At 65.7% G+C, this 17,292-nt stretch carries 13 protein-coding genes; 5 read left to right on the plus strand and 8 right to left on the minus strand.

What is annotated here, in order from left to right:
• Window positions 1-85: 85 nt before the first annotated feature.
• Together NFU08_RS01040 and NFU08_RS01045 are read right to left on the minus strand one after the other, a co-directional pair.
• Window positions 86-1,846, minus strand: coding sequence for an ABC transporter ATP-binding protein (locus NFU08_RS01040; RefSeq protein ID WP_251420155.1), 1,761 nt, complete (start codon window positions 1,844-1,846; stop codon window positions 86-88).
• Window positions 1,847-1,995: 149 nt separating this feature from the next.
• A complete protein-coding gene (locus NFU08_RS01045) occupies window positions 1,996-2,775 on the minus strand; it encodes a trans-aconitate 2-methyltransferase (RefSeq protein ID WP_251420156.1) in 780 nt (259 codons plus the stop codon).
• 97 nt (window positions 2,776-2,872) lie between these two features.
• Here NFU08_RS01045 and NFU08_RS01050 point away from each other — a divergent pair, with 97 nt between their 5' ends.
• From NFU08_RS01050 to NFU08_RS01060, 3 genes are read left to right on the plus strand one after another with little or no spacing between them, the layout of a single operon-like run.
• Window positions 2,873-5,416 carry an RNA helicase gene (locus NFU08_RS01050; RefSeq protein WP_251420157.1) on the plus strand — a complete coding sequence of 848 codons (2,544 nt, stop codon included), beginning with the start codon at window positions 2,873-2,875 and terminating at the stop codon, window positions 5,414-5,416.
• A 43-nt stretch (window positions 5,417-5,459) separates the two neighbouring features.
• The gene (locus tag NFU08_RS01055; protein WP_251420158.1) at window positions 5,460-5,960 is read left to right on the plus strand and encodes a GNAT family N-acetyltransferase; all 501 of its coding nucleotides are present in this window, start codon (window positions 5,460-5,462) and stop codon (window positions 5,958-5,960) included.
• Window positions 5,953-7,308, plus strand: coding sequence for an alpha/beta fold hydrolase (locus NFU08_RS01060; RefSeq protein WP_251420159.1), 1,356 nt, complete (start codon window positions 5,953-5,955; stop codon window positions 7,306-7,308). Before NFU08_RS01055 ends, NFU08_RS01060 begins: the two co-directional genes overlap by 8 nt.
• On the opposite strand, the gene NFU08_RS01065 is transcribed toward NFU08_RS01060, so the two are convergent.
• The 5 genes from NFU08_RS01065 to NFU08_RS01085 form a co-directional block, all read right to left on the minus strand.
• Entirely contained in the window at window positions 7,294-8,688 is a 1,395-nt protein-coding gene (locus NFU08_RS01065) for an MFS transporter (RefSeq protein ID WP_251420160.1), read from the minus strand. The genes NFU08_RS01060 and NFU08_RS01065 overlap by 15 nt on opposite strands.
• A gap of 105 nt (window positions 8,689-8,793) precedes the next feature.
• Entirely contained in the window at window positions 8,794-9,822 is a 1,029-nt protein-coding gene (locus NFU08_RS01070; RefSeq protein WP_174174606.1) for a TerC family protein, read from the minus strand.
• Between the two features lie 201 nt (window positions 9,823-10,023).
• Window positions 10,024-12,120 carry an excinuclease ABC subunit UvrB gene (gene uvrB, locus NFU08_RS01075; protein WP_251420161.1) on the minus strand — a complete coding sequence of 699 codons (2,097 nt, stop codon included), beginning with the start codon at window positions 12,118-12,120 and terminating at the stop codon, window positions 10,024-10,026.
• An 80-nt stretch (window positions 12,121-12,200) separates the two neighbouring features.
• On the minus strand, window positions 12,201-13,415 hold the full coding sequence (gene coaE / locus NFU08_RS01080; protein ID WP_251420162.1) for a dephospho-CoA kinase: 1,215 nt from the start codon (window positions 13,413-13,415) through the stop codon (window positions 12,201-12,203).
• Window positions 13,416-13,685: 270 nt separating this feature from the next.
• Window positions 13,686-13,997 (minus strand): hypothetical protein, encoded by a 312-nt coding sequence (locus NFU08_RS01085; RefSeq protein ID WP_251420163.1) that lies wholly within the window; start codon window positions 13,995-13,997, stop codon window positions 13,686-13,688.
• A 296-nt stretch (window positions 13,998-14,293) separates the two neighbouring features.
• On the opposite strand from NFU08_RS01085, the gene NFU08_RS01090 reads away from it, so the two are divergent.
• Window positions 14,294-14,983, plus strand: a complete 690-nt coding sequence (locus NFU08_RS01090; RefSeq protein WP_251420164.1) for a YigZ family protein — start codon at window positions 14,294-14,296, stop codon at window positions 14,981-14,983.
• Window positions 14,967-15,485 carry a GNAT family N-acetyltransferase gene (locus tag NFU08_RS01095; RefSeq protein WP_174174614.1) on the plus strand — a complete coding sequence of 173 codons (519 nt, stop codon included), beginning with the start codon at window positions 14,967-14,969 and terminating at the stop codon, window positions 15,483-15,485. The genes NFU08_RS01090 and NFU08_RS01095 overlap by 17 nt, the downstream gene beginning before the upstream one ends.
• 116 nt (window positions 15,486-15,601) lie before the next feature.
• Here NFU08_RS01095 and rpsA read toward each other — a convergent pair whose 3' ends face one another.
• Window positions 15,602-17,080 carry a 30S ribosomal protein S1 gene (gene rpsA, locus NFU08_RS01100; protein WP_013600871.1) on the minus strand — a complete coding sequence of 493 codons (1,479 nt, stop codon included), beginning with the start codon at window positions 17,078-17,080 and terminating at the stop codon, window positions 15,602-15,604.
• Window positions 17,081-17,292 lie beyond the last annotated feature (212 nt).

Here is a 17,292-nt window from a genome sequence, read left to right on the forward strand (position 1 = left end):
CGCCTGAACGGCCGCAGCCGGCCCAGGAGCCGTCTGGCCGTAGGCCAGAACTTTTCAGCCGCTCCGGGAGCTGCAGCCGGCGGCGTCACGCCGGTCCGTCCAGCGCCAGCTGCGAGTCTGCAATCTCCCGGTAGGTTGACGAAGTTTCCAGCAGCTCCAGGTGCGTACCCTGCGCCACCAGCCGTCCGCCGTCGAGGACCAAAATAAGGTCCGCGTTCTCGACGGCGGAGATCCGTTCCGCCACCACAATCACCGTGGCGTCAGTGAGCCGGGCTGCCAGCGCCTGCCGCAGCCTGGTGTCGGTGTCGTAGTCCAGGGCCGAAAAGCTGTCGTCGAACAGGTAGAGCGGACTCTTGCGGAGAAGGGCCCTCGTGATGCACAGCCGCTGGCGCTGGCCGCCGGAAAGATTCGTTCCGCCCTGGCCTACGGGCGTGGCAAGCCCCAGCGGCAGCTCACGCATGAACCGCATGGTCTGCGCTGCCTCAAGGGCATCCCATAACTCTTCATCCGTGGCATCCGGCGCGGCCATCCGGAGGTTGTCGGCAATGGTGCCCGAAAACAGGTGGGAGTGCTGGGGGACGATCGACATGGCTGCGCGCAGGGTGTCCAGCGGCAGGTCCTTGATGTCCACACCATCCAGGCTGATGGTCCCTGCCGTGGAATCGAGGAACCGGGGAATCAGGTTGAGCAGTGTGGACTTACCACTGCCTGTAGAGCCCACGATGGCCGTGGTGGTTCCCGGCCCGGCAGTGAAGGTGATCTCCGCCAGGACTGGCTCTTCCGCGCCAGGATAGGAAAAACCCACCCGATTGAACTTCACAACACCCTTGGCGTCCTGCAGGAAGCCGCTGCCCGCCGTCCGTGGCCCGGCTCCGGTATCCTGCGGATCGCGTACCGACGGTTCAGTGGTGAGGACCGCTCCGATACGCTCCGCGCAGACTGCTGCCCGCGGCGCCGTCATCAGGACGTACATCGCCATCATGATGGCCAGCAGGATTTGCAGGATATAGGCGATGAAGGCGGCCAGCGCCCCGATGTTCATCAGGCCCGCCTGGATCCGGTGGCCGCCCAGCCACACAACGGCCACGGAAGAAATGTTCACCACGAGCATGATCAGCGGCAGCATTCCTGCCACCAGGAGGGCTGACTGGAGATTGTTGGCCGTCAGGCTGCTGTTGGTCCGCGCGAAGCGCCGGACCTCGTGGTCCTGGCGGACGAAGGCACGGATGACATTGGCTCCCATGATCTGTTCGCGGAGGATGCCGCCGGCGCGGTCCAGGAGGTCCTGGCCCTCGCGGTAGAGGGGAATGAGGCGCCGAACGATGAGGTACATGATCAGCAGGAGCACCGGCACGATGACGATCACCACCGCAGACAGTGCCACGTCCTGCTGGAGGGCAAGGACGATGCCGCCCAGGCCCATTGCCGGTCCCGCTACCAGCATGGTGAACACCAGCACGGAGAAGGCCTGGATCTGCTGGGTGTCATTGGTGGCCCGGGTGGTAAGGCTCTGGGTGCCGAAGGCTGCCACTTCCTGCGAGGACAGTGACTGGATCTTGGTAAAAATTTCGGCCCGAAGCTGGTGTCCGATCCTCATTGCCACCACGGCCGCCAGGTAGCCGGCCGCTATGGCAGCCGCTGCCTGGACGACGGCCACGGCCGCCATGACGGTGCCCAGGCCGGTGATGACCGCATTGTTGCCGGCCACGATCCCGTCGTCGATGATCGCGGCGTTGACCGTAGGCAGCATCAGCGTGGCGGCCGCCTGGACCAACTGGAGAACAACGATGGCAACCACAGGGGCCTTGTGGGCCCCGAGCAGCCGCCTCATCAGTCCGATCAGCAACGTACCTCCACTCAGGTCAGTCAGCCGAGGGGGCAGCCGGCGGTAGCCTCTCCCCCATCAGCCACCCCGTTATTGTAAGCCAGATCACTTTCCACTGTTGTCACACCACGTGACTGCATTGTCGAGGTCCCCAAGCGGCTGGATCCTGGTCATGGGTTCTTGCGGCCCACCGCAAAAATCCTGCGGAAGGGATACACCGTGCCATGCCCGGTCTGTGGGTAGGCCTCCCGGAGCGCTGCTGCGTACTCCGCCTCGAACCGGGCGGCATCAGGCTCGGACAGGGCAGCCAGGACGGGGCGGAGCGCCGTGCCGCGGACCCACTCCAGGACAGCGTCCCTGCCTGGCAGGACCTGCTGGTAGGTGGTCTCCCAGGCATCGGCTGCATACCCGGCGTCGAGAAGGATACGGAGGTAGTCCGCAGGCTCGCCCACCGACTCCCCGCCCCGCAGGACGCCGCCAAGTTGTGGCTCCCACGTCGCCGAGGCAGCCAGCCCGCGCATCAGTGCGTGGGACGGGGCGTTGAAGTTTCCAGGAACCTGCAGGGCGAACCAGGCGCCGGGCCGGAGGGCATCCAGCCACGCACGCATCATCTCCTGGTGGCCCGGCACCCACTGGAGGGCGGCATTGCTCACCACCACATCAGTCTCCGTGGAGGGCTTCCAGCCGGCGATGTCAGCCTGCTCGAAGCGCAGGCCCCCGCCCGCCCCGGCCAGCGCCGCCGCTTTGGCCAGCATCTCGGCAGAGGAGTCGACCCCCACCACGTCCGCGGAGGGCCAGCGCTCCGCCAGCGTCGCTGTCAGGTTTCCCGGTCCGCAGCCAAGGTCCACCACTTGTACCGGACGGTCCGCGTGGACCCTCCCCGTCAGGTCGAAAAAGGGCCGATCCCGGTAATCGCCGAACTGGACGTATTTCGCCGGATCCCATTCCATGTCCATCTCCACGTCTTGAAGCCGTCACGTCTACGGGCGAAGCCTATCCCGGGCCCGGCGGAAACCCGGGCCCGGCCGGGCACTAAGCTGGAAATCAATGAAACTCGTTGATCAGCTGACCCAACTTTCCGCCCCCAGCCTGCCTGCCGGCGTCGACCCCGATGACCTCTATACCCGGTTTGTGGAGTGGACAGAAAGCCGGGGACTTGCCCTGTATCCGGCACAGGACGAGGCCATCATGGAGCTGGCAACCGGGGCCAACGTCATTTTGGCGACGCCCACCGGGTCCGGGAAGTCCCTGGTGGCCATCGCCGCCCACTTCCAGGCCATGGCCCAGGGCCGCCGCAGTTACTACACTGCGCCCATCAAGGCGCTGGTCTCCGAGAAGTTTTTTGCCCTGTGCGACATCTTTGGTGCGGAGAACGTCGGGATGATCACGGGCGATTCCGGCGTGAACCAGGATGCCCCCATCATCTGCTGCACGGCGGAGATCCTGGCCAACACCGCACTCCGCGAAGGCGCGGCCGCGGAGCTGGGGACCGTCATCATGGACGAGTTCCATTTCTACTCCGACCCGCAGCGCGGCTGGGCCTGGCAGGTGCCCCTGCTGGAGCTCCCGCAGGCACAGTTCCTCCTGATGTCTGCCACGCTGGGCGACGTCAGCCGGTTCGAGGAAGGCCTGACGCATCTGACCGGGCGGCCCACCACCACGGTGAGTTCAGCCGAGCGGCCCATTCCGCTGCATTACTACTACCACGAGACGCCGGTCCACGAGACCCTGGAGGAACTGCTCTCCACCAAACAGGTGCCGGTGTACGTGGTGCACTTCAGCCAGATCGAAGCGATCGACCGCGCCCAGACCCTGATGAGCATCAACGTCTGCACCCGCGAGGAAAAGGACGCGATCGCCGAGCTGATCGCGAACTTCCGGTTCGCCGCCGGCTTCGGCAAGACGCTGAACCGGCTGGTCCGCCACGGCATCGGCGTGCACCACGCGGGGATGCTCCCCAAGTACCGCCGGCTGGTGGAACAGCTCGCCCAGGCGGGGCTGCTGAAGGTCATTTGCGGCACTGACACCCTGGGGGTGGGCATCAACGTGCCCATCCGCACCGTCCTCCTGACCGCCCTGAGCAAATACGACGGCGTCCGCACCCGCCTGCTTAACTCCCGTGAGTTCCACCAGATTGCGGGCAGGGCCGGCCGGGCCGGGTACGACACTGCCGGGACCGTGGTGGTCCAGGCACCCGAGCACGTGACCGAAAATGTGAAGGCCATGGCCAAGGCCGTCGCCAAATTCGGTGACGACCAGAAGAAGCTCCGCCAGGTGGTCAAGAAGAAGCCGCCGGAGGGGTTCGTGAGCTGGGGCGAACCAACGTTCAAACGGCTCGTCGAATCGGTGCCGGACCCGTTGACATCGAGTTTCAACGTGACCCACGCAATGCTGATGAACCTGATGGAACGCCCCGGCGACCCGTTCGCCGCTGCCCGCCGCCTGCTGACCGAAAACCACGAGTCCAGGTCCTCCCAGCTGCAGCTCATGAAGAAGGCGCTGGGCATATACAGGGAGTTGCTCGCGGCGGAAGTCGTGGAACGGATCCCGGCCGACGAGCAGGGAGCGGATGGCCGCACGGTCCGGCTGACCGTGCACCTCCAGCCGAACTTCGCACTCAACCAGCCGCTGTCCCCCTTCGCACTTGCCGCCCTGGAACTCCTGGACCCGGAGTCGCCGTCGTACGCCCTGGACGTTGTCTCCGTGATCGAGGCGACCCTGGAGAAGCCGCGCCAGATCCTCTCCGCCCAGCAGAAGAAGGCCCGCGGCGAAGCGGTGGCGGCCATGAAGGCGGACGGCATCGACTACGACCAGCGGATGGCCATACTGGACAGCGTCACCTACCCCCAGCCCCTGGCGGAAATCCTGGGCGAAGCCTTCGAGGTGTACCGGAAGGCCGCGCCCTGGGTGGGGGACTTCGAGCTGGCGCCCAAGTCGGTGGTCCGGGACATGTACGAGCGCGCCATGAACTTCGGCGAGTTCGTCCAGTTCTACGGACTGGCCCGGTCGGAGGGCATCGTCCTGCGGTACCTCGCGGACGCCTTCAAGGCCCTCCGCCAGACTGTGCCGCAGGACATGCTCCGCGATGACCTGGAGGACCTCGTCGCGTGGCTCGGCGAGCTGGTCCGGCAGGTGGACTCCAGCCTCCTGGACGAATGGGAGGAACTTGCGTCCGGCCTGGCACCCACACCGCATGACGCTCCCCCGCCTCCCCCGCCGTCGCTCACGTCCAACATCCGGGCCTTCCGGGTTATGGTCCGCAACGAGATGTTCCGCCGCGTGGAACTCTTTGCTGACGAGGACGCGGCAGCGCTGGGCGAACTCGACGGCGCCGCAGGCTGGAACGCCGAGCGCTGGGAAGACGCCCTGGATGACTACTTCGACGAACACGACGACATCGGAACCGGGCCGGATGCCCGCGGACCGGCACTGCTCATCATCACCGAGGAACGGGACCAGTGGAAGGTCCGGCAGATTTTCGACGATCCGGCCGGCAACCACGACTGGGGAATTTCCGCCGAGGTCGACCTGGCCGCCTCGGACGAAACCGGAACGGCTGTGATCAGGGTGACGGAGGTCAACCGGCTTTGAGCGGTCACACGCCGGACCTGGAACCTGACGGTAAGCTCGAACAATGAGTGTAATCCGCCCCGCAACCCGGCAAGACGTACCCGCGATCCTTCGGATGATCCACGAACTGGCGCACTACGAGAAGGAGCCGGACGCCGTCCGGAACACACCGGAAATGCTCCAGGAAGTGCTGTTCGGCGAGAACCCGCGCGTGTTCGCAGCCATGGCGGAAAACCAGGCAGGGGAAATCCAGGGTTTCGCACTCTGGTTCCTGAACTATTCCACCTGGGAAGGCGTGCACGGCATCTACCTGGAGGACCTCTACGTCAGCCCGGAGGCCCGCGGCGAAGGGCACGGAAAGGCGCTGCTCCAGCACCTTGCAGCCACCGCAGTAGAGAACGGATACGCCAGGGTGGAATGGAGCGTCCTGGACTGGAACGAGCCCTCCATCAACTTCTACCGCAGCCTGGGCGCCAGGCCCATGGACGGCTGGTCCACGTTCCGGCTCACCGGCCAGGCGCTCGAACAGTTCGGCAGTGCCGTCCCGGCCCGCGCCAATGGCTGACGCACGGATGCCGGCTCCGGCCGGCCCGACGGTCCGGGTCCAGCACGAGGTAAGGGCACGGCACGAGTTCCGTGGCATGCGCACCGCTGAACACTTCTTCAGGGTGCCGCTGGACCACTTCGGCGGCTCCCCCGGCGGCGAAACCATCACCGTTTTTGCCCGGGAGTACGTCTCGGCCGCGCACTCCGAGGAACAGGCTGCGGAGCTTCCGTGGCTGCTTTTCCTCCAGGGCGGCCCGGGCGGGCGGGGCAACAGGTTCGGATCCCTGGGCGGCTGGAGCAAGGCGGCCGCCAGGGACTTCCGGATCCTGATGCTGGACCAGCGGGGCACCGGCCTCTCCTCGCCCATTGACCGCACCACGCTTCCGCTGCGCGGACCGGCCGCGACCCAGGCAGCGTACCTGGAACACTTCCGGGCCGATTCCATCGTGGCCGACGCCGAGCTGGTCCGCGAAGCCCTGGGGGCGGACCCGTGGACGGTGTACGGGCAGAGCTACGGCGGCTTTTGTGCCCTGACCTACCTGTCCTTTGCCCCGCAGGGACTTCGGGAAGTACTGGTCACCGGCGGCCTTGCGCCCCTGGCCGGCCCGGCCGACGACGTCTACCGCGCCACGTTCCAGCGCGTGGCCGCCCGGAACGCCGAGTACTTTGCCTGGTACCCGGAGGACCGTGCCGCGGTTGAGCGGATTGCCCGCCACCTGCGGCACACCACGGAATACCTGCCGGACGGCGGTCCGCTCACCGTGGAGCGCTTCCAGATGGTGGGGGCATTCCTCGGCGGCAACACCAGGGTGGACAGCCTGCACCACCTGCTGGAGGATGCGTTCACGGAAACCGCCGCAGGCCCACGGCTTTCCGACGCCTTCCTGGACCAGGTGCAGGGCATCGTGTCCCGCCGCTCCAATCCCCTCTACGCGCTGATGCACGAGTCCATCTACGGCCAGGGCCAGGCCACCGGCTGGGCGGCCTGGCGCGTCCTGGACGAGTATCCGGAGTTCAAGCCTGACGCGGAGCCGCTGCTCCTGACCGGCGAAATGGTCTATCCCTGGTATTTCGAGCAGGACCCGGCCCTTCAGCCCCTCCGGGAGGTGGCGGAACTGCTGGCCGCCAAAGATGACTGGAAACAGCTCTACGATCGCGGGCAGCTGGCAGCCAACACGGTTCCGGTGGCCGCCGCCGTCTACTCGGACGATATCTATGTGGACCGGAAACTGTCCCTGGAAACGGCGTCCGCCGTCCGCGGGCTGCAGGTGTGGGAGTCGGGGGACTTCCACCATGACGGCATCGCCGACGACGGGGAAGGGATCTTCGCCCGGCTCCTGGGCATGGCACGGTCAGGCGGCCGCTGACTGCCGCCGCCCGGCCATGACGGTCATGAACGCGGCGGCCAGGACAGCTGCGCCCACGGCACCTCCCAGGAGGTTGAGCCCCAGGTAGCCCGTCCAGCTGAGGACCAGGCCGGACACTGCCCCGCCCACGGCGCCGGCAGCACCCATCAGCATGTCGGAAACGCCCTGGACCGCAACCCGCGACTCCTGCGCCACGCTTTCGGCCAGCAGCGTGGAGCCGGACACGGTGGCCGCGGACCAGCCCAGGCCCAGCAGGACCAGGCCCACGGCCACGGCCGCCGTGGATGCCTGGCCGAACCCGGCAACAGCAACGGCCGCAATCAGCAGGGTGAAACCGATCATGATGGTCTGGGCCCTGCCTGCCTTGTCCGTCAGCCAGCCCATTACCGGTGACAGGGCGAACATTCCGGCGATGTGCAGCGAGATGGTGAACCCGATGATCACCAGTACATCACCGGACGCCGTGTGGCCTGCGTGGCTGGCGCCCGGCCCCTCCACCAGTTCCTGCAGGTGCAGGGGCGTCATGGACATCACGCCCACCATCACGGCGTGGGCTCCGACGACGGCGGCCACGGCAAGGAGCGCGGTCCGGGAACCCCGGATGGCGCGCAGTCCCCGGGCCAGTGTCCCGCCGTCGTGCGCGCCCTCTCCGGCAGGGCCGGTGCCTGGACGGCCTGCCAGCCGCGGCGCCGGCGCCTGCTCCACAGCCTGCGCGTCCTGCAAGCCCGTACGGGCCTGCTGCGCGGCCAGTTCTCTGGCGAGCAGCAGCGGGTCCGGCCGAAGCCCAACAAAGAGCAGGGCAGCTGCCAGGAGCAGGCCCGCACCGGAAATCACGAAGGGCCCGGCGACCGGCGGAAGACCCAGGGCCTGGCCCACCACGGTGCCGGGCTGGATCAGATTGGGTCCGGTGACGGCGCCGATGGTGACGGCCCAGACCACCGTTGACAGGGCCAGGCCACGGTGTTCGGGGTCGGCAAGGTCCAGTGCCGCGAACCGCGCCTGCAGGCTGGCGGCGCTGCCCACTCCGATGCCGGCGGCCCCCAGCACCAGCAGGACGAAGAGGCCGGACACCACCGCGAGCACCATCAGCACCGCACCCGCCAGGGCCGCGGACAGCCCGGCTACCTGACCGATCCGGCGTCCCCGGCGGTCTGCCAGGGCGGCCAGAGGCAGTGCTGCCAGCGCCGCTCCCAGCGTCATGACCGTGGCCACGGCACCTGCCCAGGCACTGGACCCTGACAGCTCGACGGCGAGGATCGACCCGATGGACACCGTGGCGCCGGTACCAATGCCGCCAAAAACTTGGGCCGTGCCCAGCAGCGCCACGGTGCGCCGCTGCACCTTGCGCACGCCTTGCTCGGTTATCAGGATTGGACCCATGCACCGAGCATAGTCCCCGCCGCGCGGCATGGCGGGGACGGTTTAAAGCAGTCAATCCCGGCCGCACGGCGGCCGGGATTGACTGCTGGTACTGAGAGGAAAGCGCTACTCGGCGTCGCTGTGGCTCTTCCGGATGTCCTCTTCAAGGCGCGGGTCCAGGTGCGCTTCCTTGGCCTTGGAGCTGACCAGGCTGGCGATCACGGCGATCACGATGGTGCCAACGATCACTGCCAGGGACACGAACGTGGGGATTTCGGGAGCCCATTCAATGTGCTGGCCGCCGTTGATGAACGGCAGTTCGTTCACGTGCATTGCATGGAGGACCAGCTTGACCCCGATGAAGGCCAGGATGAAGGACAGCGCGTGCTTCAGGTAGATCAGGCGGTTCATCAGGCCGCCGAGCAGGAAGTACAGCTGGCGCAGGCCCATCAGGGCAAACAGGTTGGCCGTGAACACGATGAACGGGCTCTGGGTGAGGCCGAAGATCGCGGGGATGGAGTCGACAGCGAAGAGCAGGTCCGTGAGGCCGATGGTGATGAACACGATCAGCATCGGGGTGAAGACCTTCTTGCCGTCCACGGTGGTGCGCAGCTTGCCGCCGTCGAACTTCTCCGACATGGGGATGACCTTGCGGATCTTGGCGATGAGCGGGTTTTCCCGGTCTTCTTCGTCTTCGCCCTCGTCCTGGGCCTGCTTCCAGGCAGTCCACAGCAGGAACGCGCCGAAGATGTAGAACACCCAGCTGAACTGCTCAATCACGATGGCGCCGAGCAGGATGAAGATTCCGCGCAGGATCAGGGCGATGATGATGCCCACCATCAGCACTTCCTGCTGGTACTTCCGGGGCACGGAGAAGCGGGCCATGATGATGATGAAGACAAACAGGTTGTCGATGCTGAGGCTGTATTCAGTCACCCAGCCGGCGACGAACTGGCCGCCGTATTCCGGGCCGGTGAAGGCAAACATGGCCCCGGCGAACACCAGGGCGAGGCTGACGTAAAACGCTACCCACAGTCCGGCTTCCTTCATGGAAGGTTCATGGGGACGCCGGACCACCAAAAGAAGGTCGATCAGGAGAATCAGGCCGAGGACGACAAGTGAGCCGACTTCGAACCACACGGGCAATTCGAGCACAGGGTAGCCTTTCGCAGGGTACAGAGATGCGGTGTAAGTCTCTCCGGCCTGCCTGTGCACTTGGTGCTGAATTGGCGGCCCGCTACGCCCGGCCGGGCAACTATGCCCTGCGTGTTGACGATCGTAGCGCTCGGGATACTCCCCTACGTGACCTTAACTGTACCGCAGTCCCCCGGGCTCCCCGTCCCCGTTACCTTTGTGTCAGGCGTGCCCGGCGGCCTGCATCTGCCGCAGCTCCTTCTTCAGCTCGCTCACTTCGTCCCTGATCCTGGCTGCCACCTCGAACTGCAGTTCGGCGGCAGCGCCGTGCATCTGCTCCGTCAGCTGTTCGATCAGCCCCACCAGGTCCTCCGCCGGTGCTGCTGCGAGGCCGTCGGAGCGCACCTGCGCGGCACCCTTGGCCGCGGACTTCCGCTTGCCGCCCTTGGCCAGCCGGCTGTTGTTGAGAAGCTCCTGGGTGTCGGCGTCTTCCTTGGCCAGTTGGTCGGTGATATCGGCAATCTTCTTCCGCAGCGGCTGCGGGTCCACCCCGTGCTCGGTGTTGTAGGCCACCTGGATGGCGCGGCGCCGGTTCGTCTCGTCGATGGCGTGTGCCATGGAGTCCGTGATGCGGTCGGCGTACATGTGCACCTGGCCCGAGACGTTCCGGGCCGCGCGGCCGATGGTCTGGATCAGTGAGGTTGAGGAGCGCAGGAAGCCTTCCTTGTCCGCGTCCAGGATGCTGACCAGGGACACTTCCGGGAGGTCCAGGCCTTCACGCAGCAGGTTGATGCCCACCAGGACGTCGAACTTGCCCATCCGGAGTTCGCGCAGCAGTTCAACGCGCCGGAGGGTGTCCACATCGGAGTGGAGGTACTCCACCTTGATGCCGTGGCCCAGGAGGTAGTCGGTGAGGTCCTCGGCCATCCGTTTGGTCAGGGTGGTCACCAGGATCCGCTCGTCCTTGGCGGTACGGGTTTTGATCTCCCCCAGCAGGTCATCGATCTGGCCCTTGGTGGGCTTGACCACCACCTCGGGATCGATGAGCCCGGTGGGCCGGATGATCTGCTGGACGAACCCGTCGGACTTGCCGAGCTCGTACTTGCCGGGGGTGGCCGACAGGTAGACGGTCTGGCCGACGCGCTGTAGGAATTCATCCCATTTCAGCGGCCTGTTGTCCATGGCTGACGGCAGCCGGAAGCCAAAGTCCACCAGGTTGCGCTTGCGGGACATGTCGCCCTCGTACATCGCTCCGATCTGCGGGATGGTCACGTGGGATTCGTCCACCACCAGCAGGAAGTCGTCCGGGAAGTAGTCGAGGAGGCAGTGCGGCGCCGTGCCGGGGGCGCGGCCGTCAATGTGCGAGGAATAGTTTTCGATGCCGTTGCAGAAGCCCATCTGCTGCATCATTTCGAGGTCGTAGTTGGTCCGCATGCGGAGCCGCTGCGCCTCCACCAGCTTGTTCTGGCCCTCCAGCACCTTCAGCCTGTCCGCCAGCTCGTCCTCAATCCGCTTGATGGCCCTGGACATGCGCTCGGGCCCGGCCACGTAATGGGAGGCGGGGAAGACGTACATTTCCTCTTCGTCCCGGATCACCTCGCCGGTGAGCGGGTGGAGCGTGTGGATGTTCTCGATCTCGTCACCGAAGAACTCGATCCGGATAGCCAGTTCCTCGTACATCGGGATGATCTCCACGGTGTCTCCCCGGACCCGGAACGTGCCCCGGTGGAAGTCCATGTCATTGCGGGCGTACTGCATGGACACGAACTTCCGGAGGAGGTCGTCCCGGTTCATTTCCGCGCCCTTGCGGAGCGTGACCATGCCGGCGATGTATTCCTCCGGCGTGCCCAGGCCGTAAATGCAGGACACCGTGGCCACGACGATCACGTCCCGCCGGGTCAGAAGGGCGTTGGTGGCGGAGTGGCGGAGCCTCTCAACTTCCTCGTTGATGGAGGAGTCCTTCTCGATGAAGGTGTCCGTCTGCGCCACATACGCCTCGGGCTGGTAGTAGTCGTAGTAGGAGACGAAGTATTCCACCGCGTTGTTGGGCAGCAGTTCGCGGAATTCGTTGGCCAGCTGTGCCGCGAGGGTCTTGTTCTGGACCATCACCAGGGTGGGGCGCTGGACCTGTTCGATCAGCCAGGCCGTGGTGGCGCTCTTACCGGTACCTGTGGCGCCGAGAAGCACCACGTCCTTCTCGCCGTTCTTGATGCGCTCCGTCAGTTCGGCAATGGCGGCGGGTTGATCGCCCGCGGGCTTGAATTCGCTGATGACCTCAAAGGGCGCCACAACACGGTTGATATCCTGCGCAAGGCTCATGGATCTAATCTACAACCGGGCACCGACACTAAGAGCGCGCGTCCGTTACGGGCGAACAGCTCCGGTCCGCGGCACGGCTTTCAGGACGCGTACGACGGCGGCGCCCACCCGGTCGCGTCGGCCCAGGCGGTCATCAGGGGCCATGCAACGTCCGTGAACCACGGTTCCTTGGCCTCCGCATATGCCCTTGTACCCGCCTGGCCGGCGAAGCGTGCCGCAAGGTCTGCCTTGTGCCCTGCGTAAAGGGTGCGCGCGGAAGGGTTGGCCCGCAGCCAGTCCCGGAACATCAGGGCATAGCGCCATCCGGGTGAGCCGGCAACGCGGACGTGGATGTTGACCGGACGCGCGGGGTCCGCGTTGGCGTGGAACCGTTTCTGCCACTGCCCGGGATCCGGTGCGCCCGGTTTGGGCGTGTCGGACCCGGCACCGGGCACCCGGGGAAACCCGGCTGCCGCCAGCCGGGGTGCGGCAGTGTCTGCTGCGTCCAATCCCGAAACGGCGACCTGCAGGTCTATGACGTCCTTGGCGGCCAGGCCGGGGACGGACGTGGAGCCAATGTGGTCCACCGCCAGGATGAGCCCGTGGGCAGCGGTCTTCAGCCTTGCCGAGATCCGGGCTGCGTCCCTGGCCCATTCCTCCCGATACGGTTCCAGGACAGGTCCGCAGTTCCTCACAGCGCGCGTGCCTGCGGCGAGGTTGCGGGCGAAGGGCACCAGCCGGTCGTCCCAGAGCCCGTCCACCTGGTCCAGCAGGTGCTGCACGCTGCCGGAATTGTCCAGGACGACGTCGGCCGCAGCCAGCCGTTCGTTCCGGGTTGCCTGCGCGGCCATCCGCTGCAGTGCGGCCTCGCGCGTCATCCCGCGGTGCTCCAGCATCCGCCGGAGCCGCACGTCGTCTGGCGCGTCCACTACCACCACCAGATGGAAGTCGCTCCCCTGCCGGGTTTCCACCAGCAAGGGGATGTCCTGCACCACAACGGCATCTTCTGCCGCAGCCGCCACAATGTCGGCGGCCCGTGCACGGACCAATGGGTGGACAATCCCGTTGAGGGCCGCGAGCCGCTCTGGGCTGCCGAACACCAGCGCACCGAGTTTGGGGCGGTCCAACCGGCCGTCGGGGCCAAGGACATCTCCGCCAAACTCCGCCACAACGCGGTCCAGGCCTTCGGTGCCGGGCTCCACCACTTCACGGGCCAACGCATCAGCATCCACAAGCACCGCGCCACGTTCTTCCAGGCGTGCGGCAACCACTGACTTTCCGGAGGCGATGCCGCCCGTCAACCCGATCTTGAGCATCACACCACCCTAATCCCCCAGGCCCGGGTCCAGGCGCGTGTCCTGAAGCTGCCAGCCACCTGGCGGCTGCCTTGGGAAGGGTTTTCGGGGTGCAACACCAGCACCAACGCCCTGCCCGGGGCGACCAGCTGGCTAATTGCCTGGTATCCCTGAACAGGGCGCGGATTTCTGTTACCGGCCCGGCGCGTCAGCAGCCACTCACATCAGCCCTCCTTTCCGCAGACCTAACGGTCGGCTGCCGAGCGGCTTGGGATCTGCGAATTCATTCTCCTAATACATGTGGCCCAGGGCATATTGATTGGCCGTGATCCGTGAGCTTGCGCCAAGAAAATCGCCACGCTCCTGCAGGCTGCGGATTTCCTCTTCACTGTAAGGCGCGCCTGCCGGGCCCATTTGCAGTTCGTTTCCGCCATTCGCCGTCGACACAGACGCGTGTGCGGGCGCGGCAATCACTGCTCCTGAAAAACCGGCTGCGGCAACGGTTGCGATGGAAAGGAACACCCTTGTCTTTTTGGCTCCGCCAGAATGCTTGCCATTCCCGGACTCAAGCGCGGCCAGGTGGTTTGTCGTAAATGTGAACAATGTACTGCCCCTTTCTTGCGGTGCCACCCATGATGAATGGCAGGGTTTTCCTGACCGTATTCGGTGCAGGCTTGCGCCGGCTGCGGCGAAGAATCCATTCAGATAAACCAGCGTTGGGTTGCTACTACGTTTCTAAGAAGTGCTTCCGGGCTGGAGTTCCCTGCTGGTCCCGTGTCCTGGTTTTCCAAGAATCCTGCAGACGCCTTAATTGACTCTTAATGCCTTGGCCACGCCGGGGACGCGTTGGCAACCCCTGGCTTGCCGGGCCATGGGACCCTGGGCCTAGACTTGGGCGGGTGCAAGGGGAAGAGAGCAGGGCCACCAGCTACACCACACTGGCCGCGGGCTCCGATTTCCGCCATGAGCTGGAGATCAAGCGTTCCCGGTTCATCACGGTGCTGCGCCGGGCAGACAGCGAGGACGCTGCCCGGGACTTGGTGGCAGGCCTCCGCCGCGAGTTCCACGACGCCCGGCACCACTGCTCGGCGTTCATCATCGGACCCGACCGGGACATCCAGCGCTCCAACGACGACGGCGAACCGTCCGGAACAGCAGGCATTCCCATGCTGGAAGCTTTGGCCAAGAGGGAGACGGCGCCGGGGGCGGCCGACCTCAGCGACGTAAGCGCCGTCGTCGTCCGTTACTTCGGCGGTGTCCTTCTCGGGGCGGGCGGACTGGTGCGGGCATACTCCGAGTCCGTGTCCTCGGCCCTGAACCTCGTGCCGCTGGTCCGCCGCAGCCGCCTGCGGATCTGCTCGGTGGAAGTGCCGCACGCCGCAGCCGGGAAGCTCGAAAACGACCTGCGGACCGCAAACCTGGTGATGGCCGGAACCAGCTACGGAGCCCGGTACACCGTCCTGCAGGTGGCGGTGCCGGACAACGCCGGCGCCATAGCGGACGCCGCGGAGCGGGTGCAGTTGCTGACTGCCGGCAGTGCCTTGCTGGAGGCGAAGGGAACGGAGTGGGTGGATGTCCCCTTCCCCTGAGGTGTCCCTGGTGGACGTGGATGAGGATGTGCTGGACAGGCTCCTTGCTTTGGCTAAACGCGATGCCTCCCCCGATGAGGTGGCTCCCCCGCTGGGCGGACCCGGCTGGAATCCCGAGCGGACGGCCTGGTTCTTCGGGCTTCACCGCGCCGCCGCCTACGGTTTGGACGGCCTCGCCGGGGAGAAGACGTGGGGTATTCTCGCCGATGGCAGCCTCGCCGGATCCATCCGGCTGCGCCGCATCCCGTCCGGCACCGCGGAATCCGGACCCGCCGGAGCGGTGGCCGATACGGGTATCTGGCTTGGCCGGAGCTTTCGGTCCCGGGGCGTTGGCGCCGCCGCGTTGCGCCTGGTGCTGGAGGAGGCGCGAAGGGCGGGACTTTCCCGGGTCACTGCCCGCACCCTTGCGGGAAACGTCGGCGCCCAGCGCATTCTGGCCTCAGCCGGGGCCGTCCTGACGCACGACGACGACGGGACGGTCCGCGCCGTCGTCGAACTTTAAGGCGCGCTGGGTGACGCCCCACGCGCGGTGGCCGGCGTTTGCTTAAAACAACAGACCCCCTGCCTTGTGGCAGGGGGTCTGTTGCTGTGGCCCGGAAAAGCCGGGCCGGGGGGCAATTAGTTGCCGGTCAGCTTCTCGCGCAGAGCGGCGAGAGCCTCGTCGGATGCAAGCGTGCCTGCACCGGCGTTGGACTCAGCAGCCGGCTCCGAGGAGTAGCTGGTGGTGCCGGAATCGCTGTCACCGGACGTTGCAGCAGCAGCGTCGTCGGCAGCGTGCTGGGCAACCTGCTTCTTGTGGGCTTCCCAGCGGGTCTGGGCGTCAGCGTACTGCTGCTCCCAGGCGGCGCGCTGGTTCTCGTAGCCTTCAAGCCACTCGTTGGACTCGGGATCGAAGCCCTCGGGGTACTTGTAGTTGCCCTCTTCGTCGTACTCTGCGGCCATGCCGTACAGAGCCGGATCGAATTCGGTGCTGTCGGCGTCGACGCCCTCGTTGGCCTGCTTGAGGGACAGCGAGATGCGGCGGCGTTCCAGGTCGATGTCGATGACCTTGACGAACAGCTCGTCGCCAACGGAGACAACCTGCTCGGCCAGCTCCACGTGGCGGACAGCCAGCTCGGAGATGTGGACCAGGCCTTCGATGCCGTCTTCGACGCGGACGAACGCACCGAACGGAACCAGCTTGGTGACCTTACCCGGAACAACCTGGCCGAGGGCGTGGGTGCGGGCGAAGGTCTGCCACGGATCTTCCTGCGTAGCCTTGAGCGACAGGGAAACGCGCTCGCGGTCCAGGTCGACCTCAAGAACCTCGACGGTGACTTCCTGGCCAACTTCGACGACCTCGGACGGGTGGTCGATGTGCTTCCAGGACAGCTCGGAAACGTGAACCAGGCCGTCTACGCCGCCCAGGTCCACGAAGGCACCGAAGTTAACGATGGAGGAAACGACGCCGGGACGGACCTGGCCCTTTTCCAGCTTGTTGAGGAACGTGGAGCGGACCTCGGACTGGGTCTGCTCGAGCCATGCACGGCGGGACAGAACAACGTTGTTGCGGTTCTTGTCCAGCTCGATGATCTTGGCTTCGATCTGCTGGCCGATGTACGGAGCCAGGTCGCGCACACGGCGCATCTCGACGAGGGATGCGGGCAGGAAGCCGCGCAGGCCGATGTCGAGGATAAGACCACCCTTGACGACCTCGATGACGGTACCGGTGACAACACCGTCTTCTTCCTTGACCTTCTCGATGTCGCCCCAGGCACGCTCGTACTGAGCGCGCTTCTTGGAGAGGATCAGGCGGCCTTCTTTGTCTTCCTTGGTGAGCACCAGGGCTTCGACCTGATCGCCAACGGAGACGACGTCTCCGGGATCAACGTCGTGCTTGATGGACAGCTCGCGGGAGGGGATGACACCTTCGGTCTTGTAACCGATGTCGAGCAGGACTTCATCGCGGTCGACCTTGACGACGGTACCTTCGACGAGGTCTCCGTCGTTGAAGTACTTAATGGTGGCGTCGACTGCTGCGAGGAAGTCCTCAGCGGTACCGATGTCGTTAATGGCGACTACGGGGGTACCGGGCTTCTCGGTGGAGGTGATGGTCATGTAGTAGGGGCTCCGTTGTGGATAGTTAGTCGGTCAGGCAAACCGGCGCGCCCGCGTTATGGAACGCAGGCGCGATTCGCGGTGAATCCGACGGATCCTCCGGGTCATCCTGATTTTTTGTGGATTACTGTGGCATGGACTGCAAAGGCACACGCAGTACACGCCCGTTTATTCTAGTCGCTGCCCGTAACAGGGGTCAAAGCGGCGCCCCT

The organism is Pseudarthrobacter sp. NCCP-2145, assembly GCF_023708005.1.
Classification (GTDB): Bacteria; Actinomycetota; Actinomycetes; order Actinomycetales; family Micrococcaceae; genus Arthrobacter; species Arthrobacter oxydans.

Excerpts from the sequence above, each read along its gene's own strand:
- NFU08_RS01045 (WP_251420156.1), bottom strand. The coding sequence starts at position 2,775 with ATGGAATGGGATCCGGCGAAATACGTCCAGTTCGGCGATTACCGGGAT.
- NFU08_RS01050 (WP_251420157.1), top strand. The coding sequence starts at position 2,873 with ATGAAACTCGTTGATCAGCTGACCCAACTTTCCGCCCCCAGCCTGCCT.
- NFU08_RS01055 (WP_251420158.1), top strand. The coding sequence starts at position 5,460 with ATGAGTGTAATCCGCCCCGCAACCCGGCAAGACGTACCCGCGATCCTT.
- NFU08_RS01060 (WP_251420159.1), top strand. The coding sequence starts at position 5,953 with ATGGCTGACGCACGGATGCCGGCTCCGGCCGGCCCGACGGTCCGGGTC.
- NFU08_RS01065 (WP_251420160.1), bottom strand. The coding sequence starts at position 8,688 with ATGGGTCCAATCCTGATAACCGAGCAAGGCGTGCGCAAGGTGCAGCGG.
- uvrB (WP_251420161.1), bottom strand. The coding sequence starts at position 12,120 with ATGAGCCTTGCGCAGGATATCAACCGTGTTGTGGCGCCCTTTGAGGTC.
- coaE (WP_251420162.1), bottom strand. The coding sequence starts at position 13,415 with ATGCTCAAGATCGGGTTGACGGGCGGCATCGCCTCCGGAAAGTCAGTG.
- NFU08_RS01095 (WP_174174614.1), top strand. The coding sequence starts at position 14,967 with ATGTCCCCTTCCCCTGAGGTGTCCCTGGTGGACGTGGATGAGGATGTG.
- rpsA (WP_013600871.1), bottom strand. The coding sequence starts at position 17,080 with ATGACCATCACCTCCACCGAGAAGCCCGGTACCCCCGTAGTCGCCATT.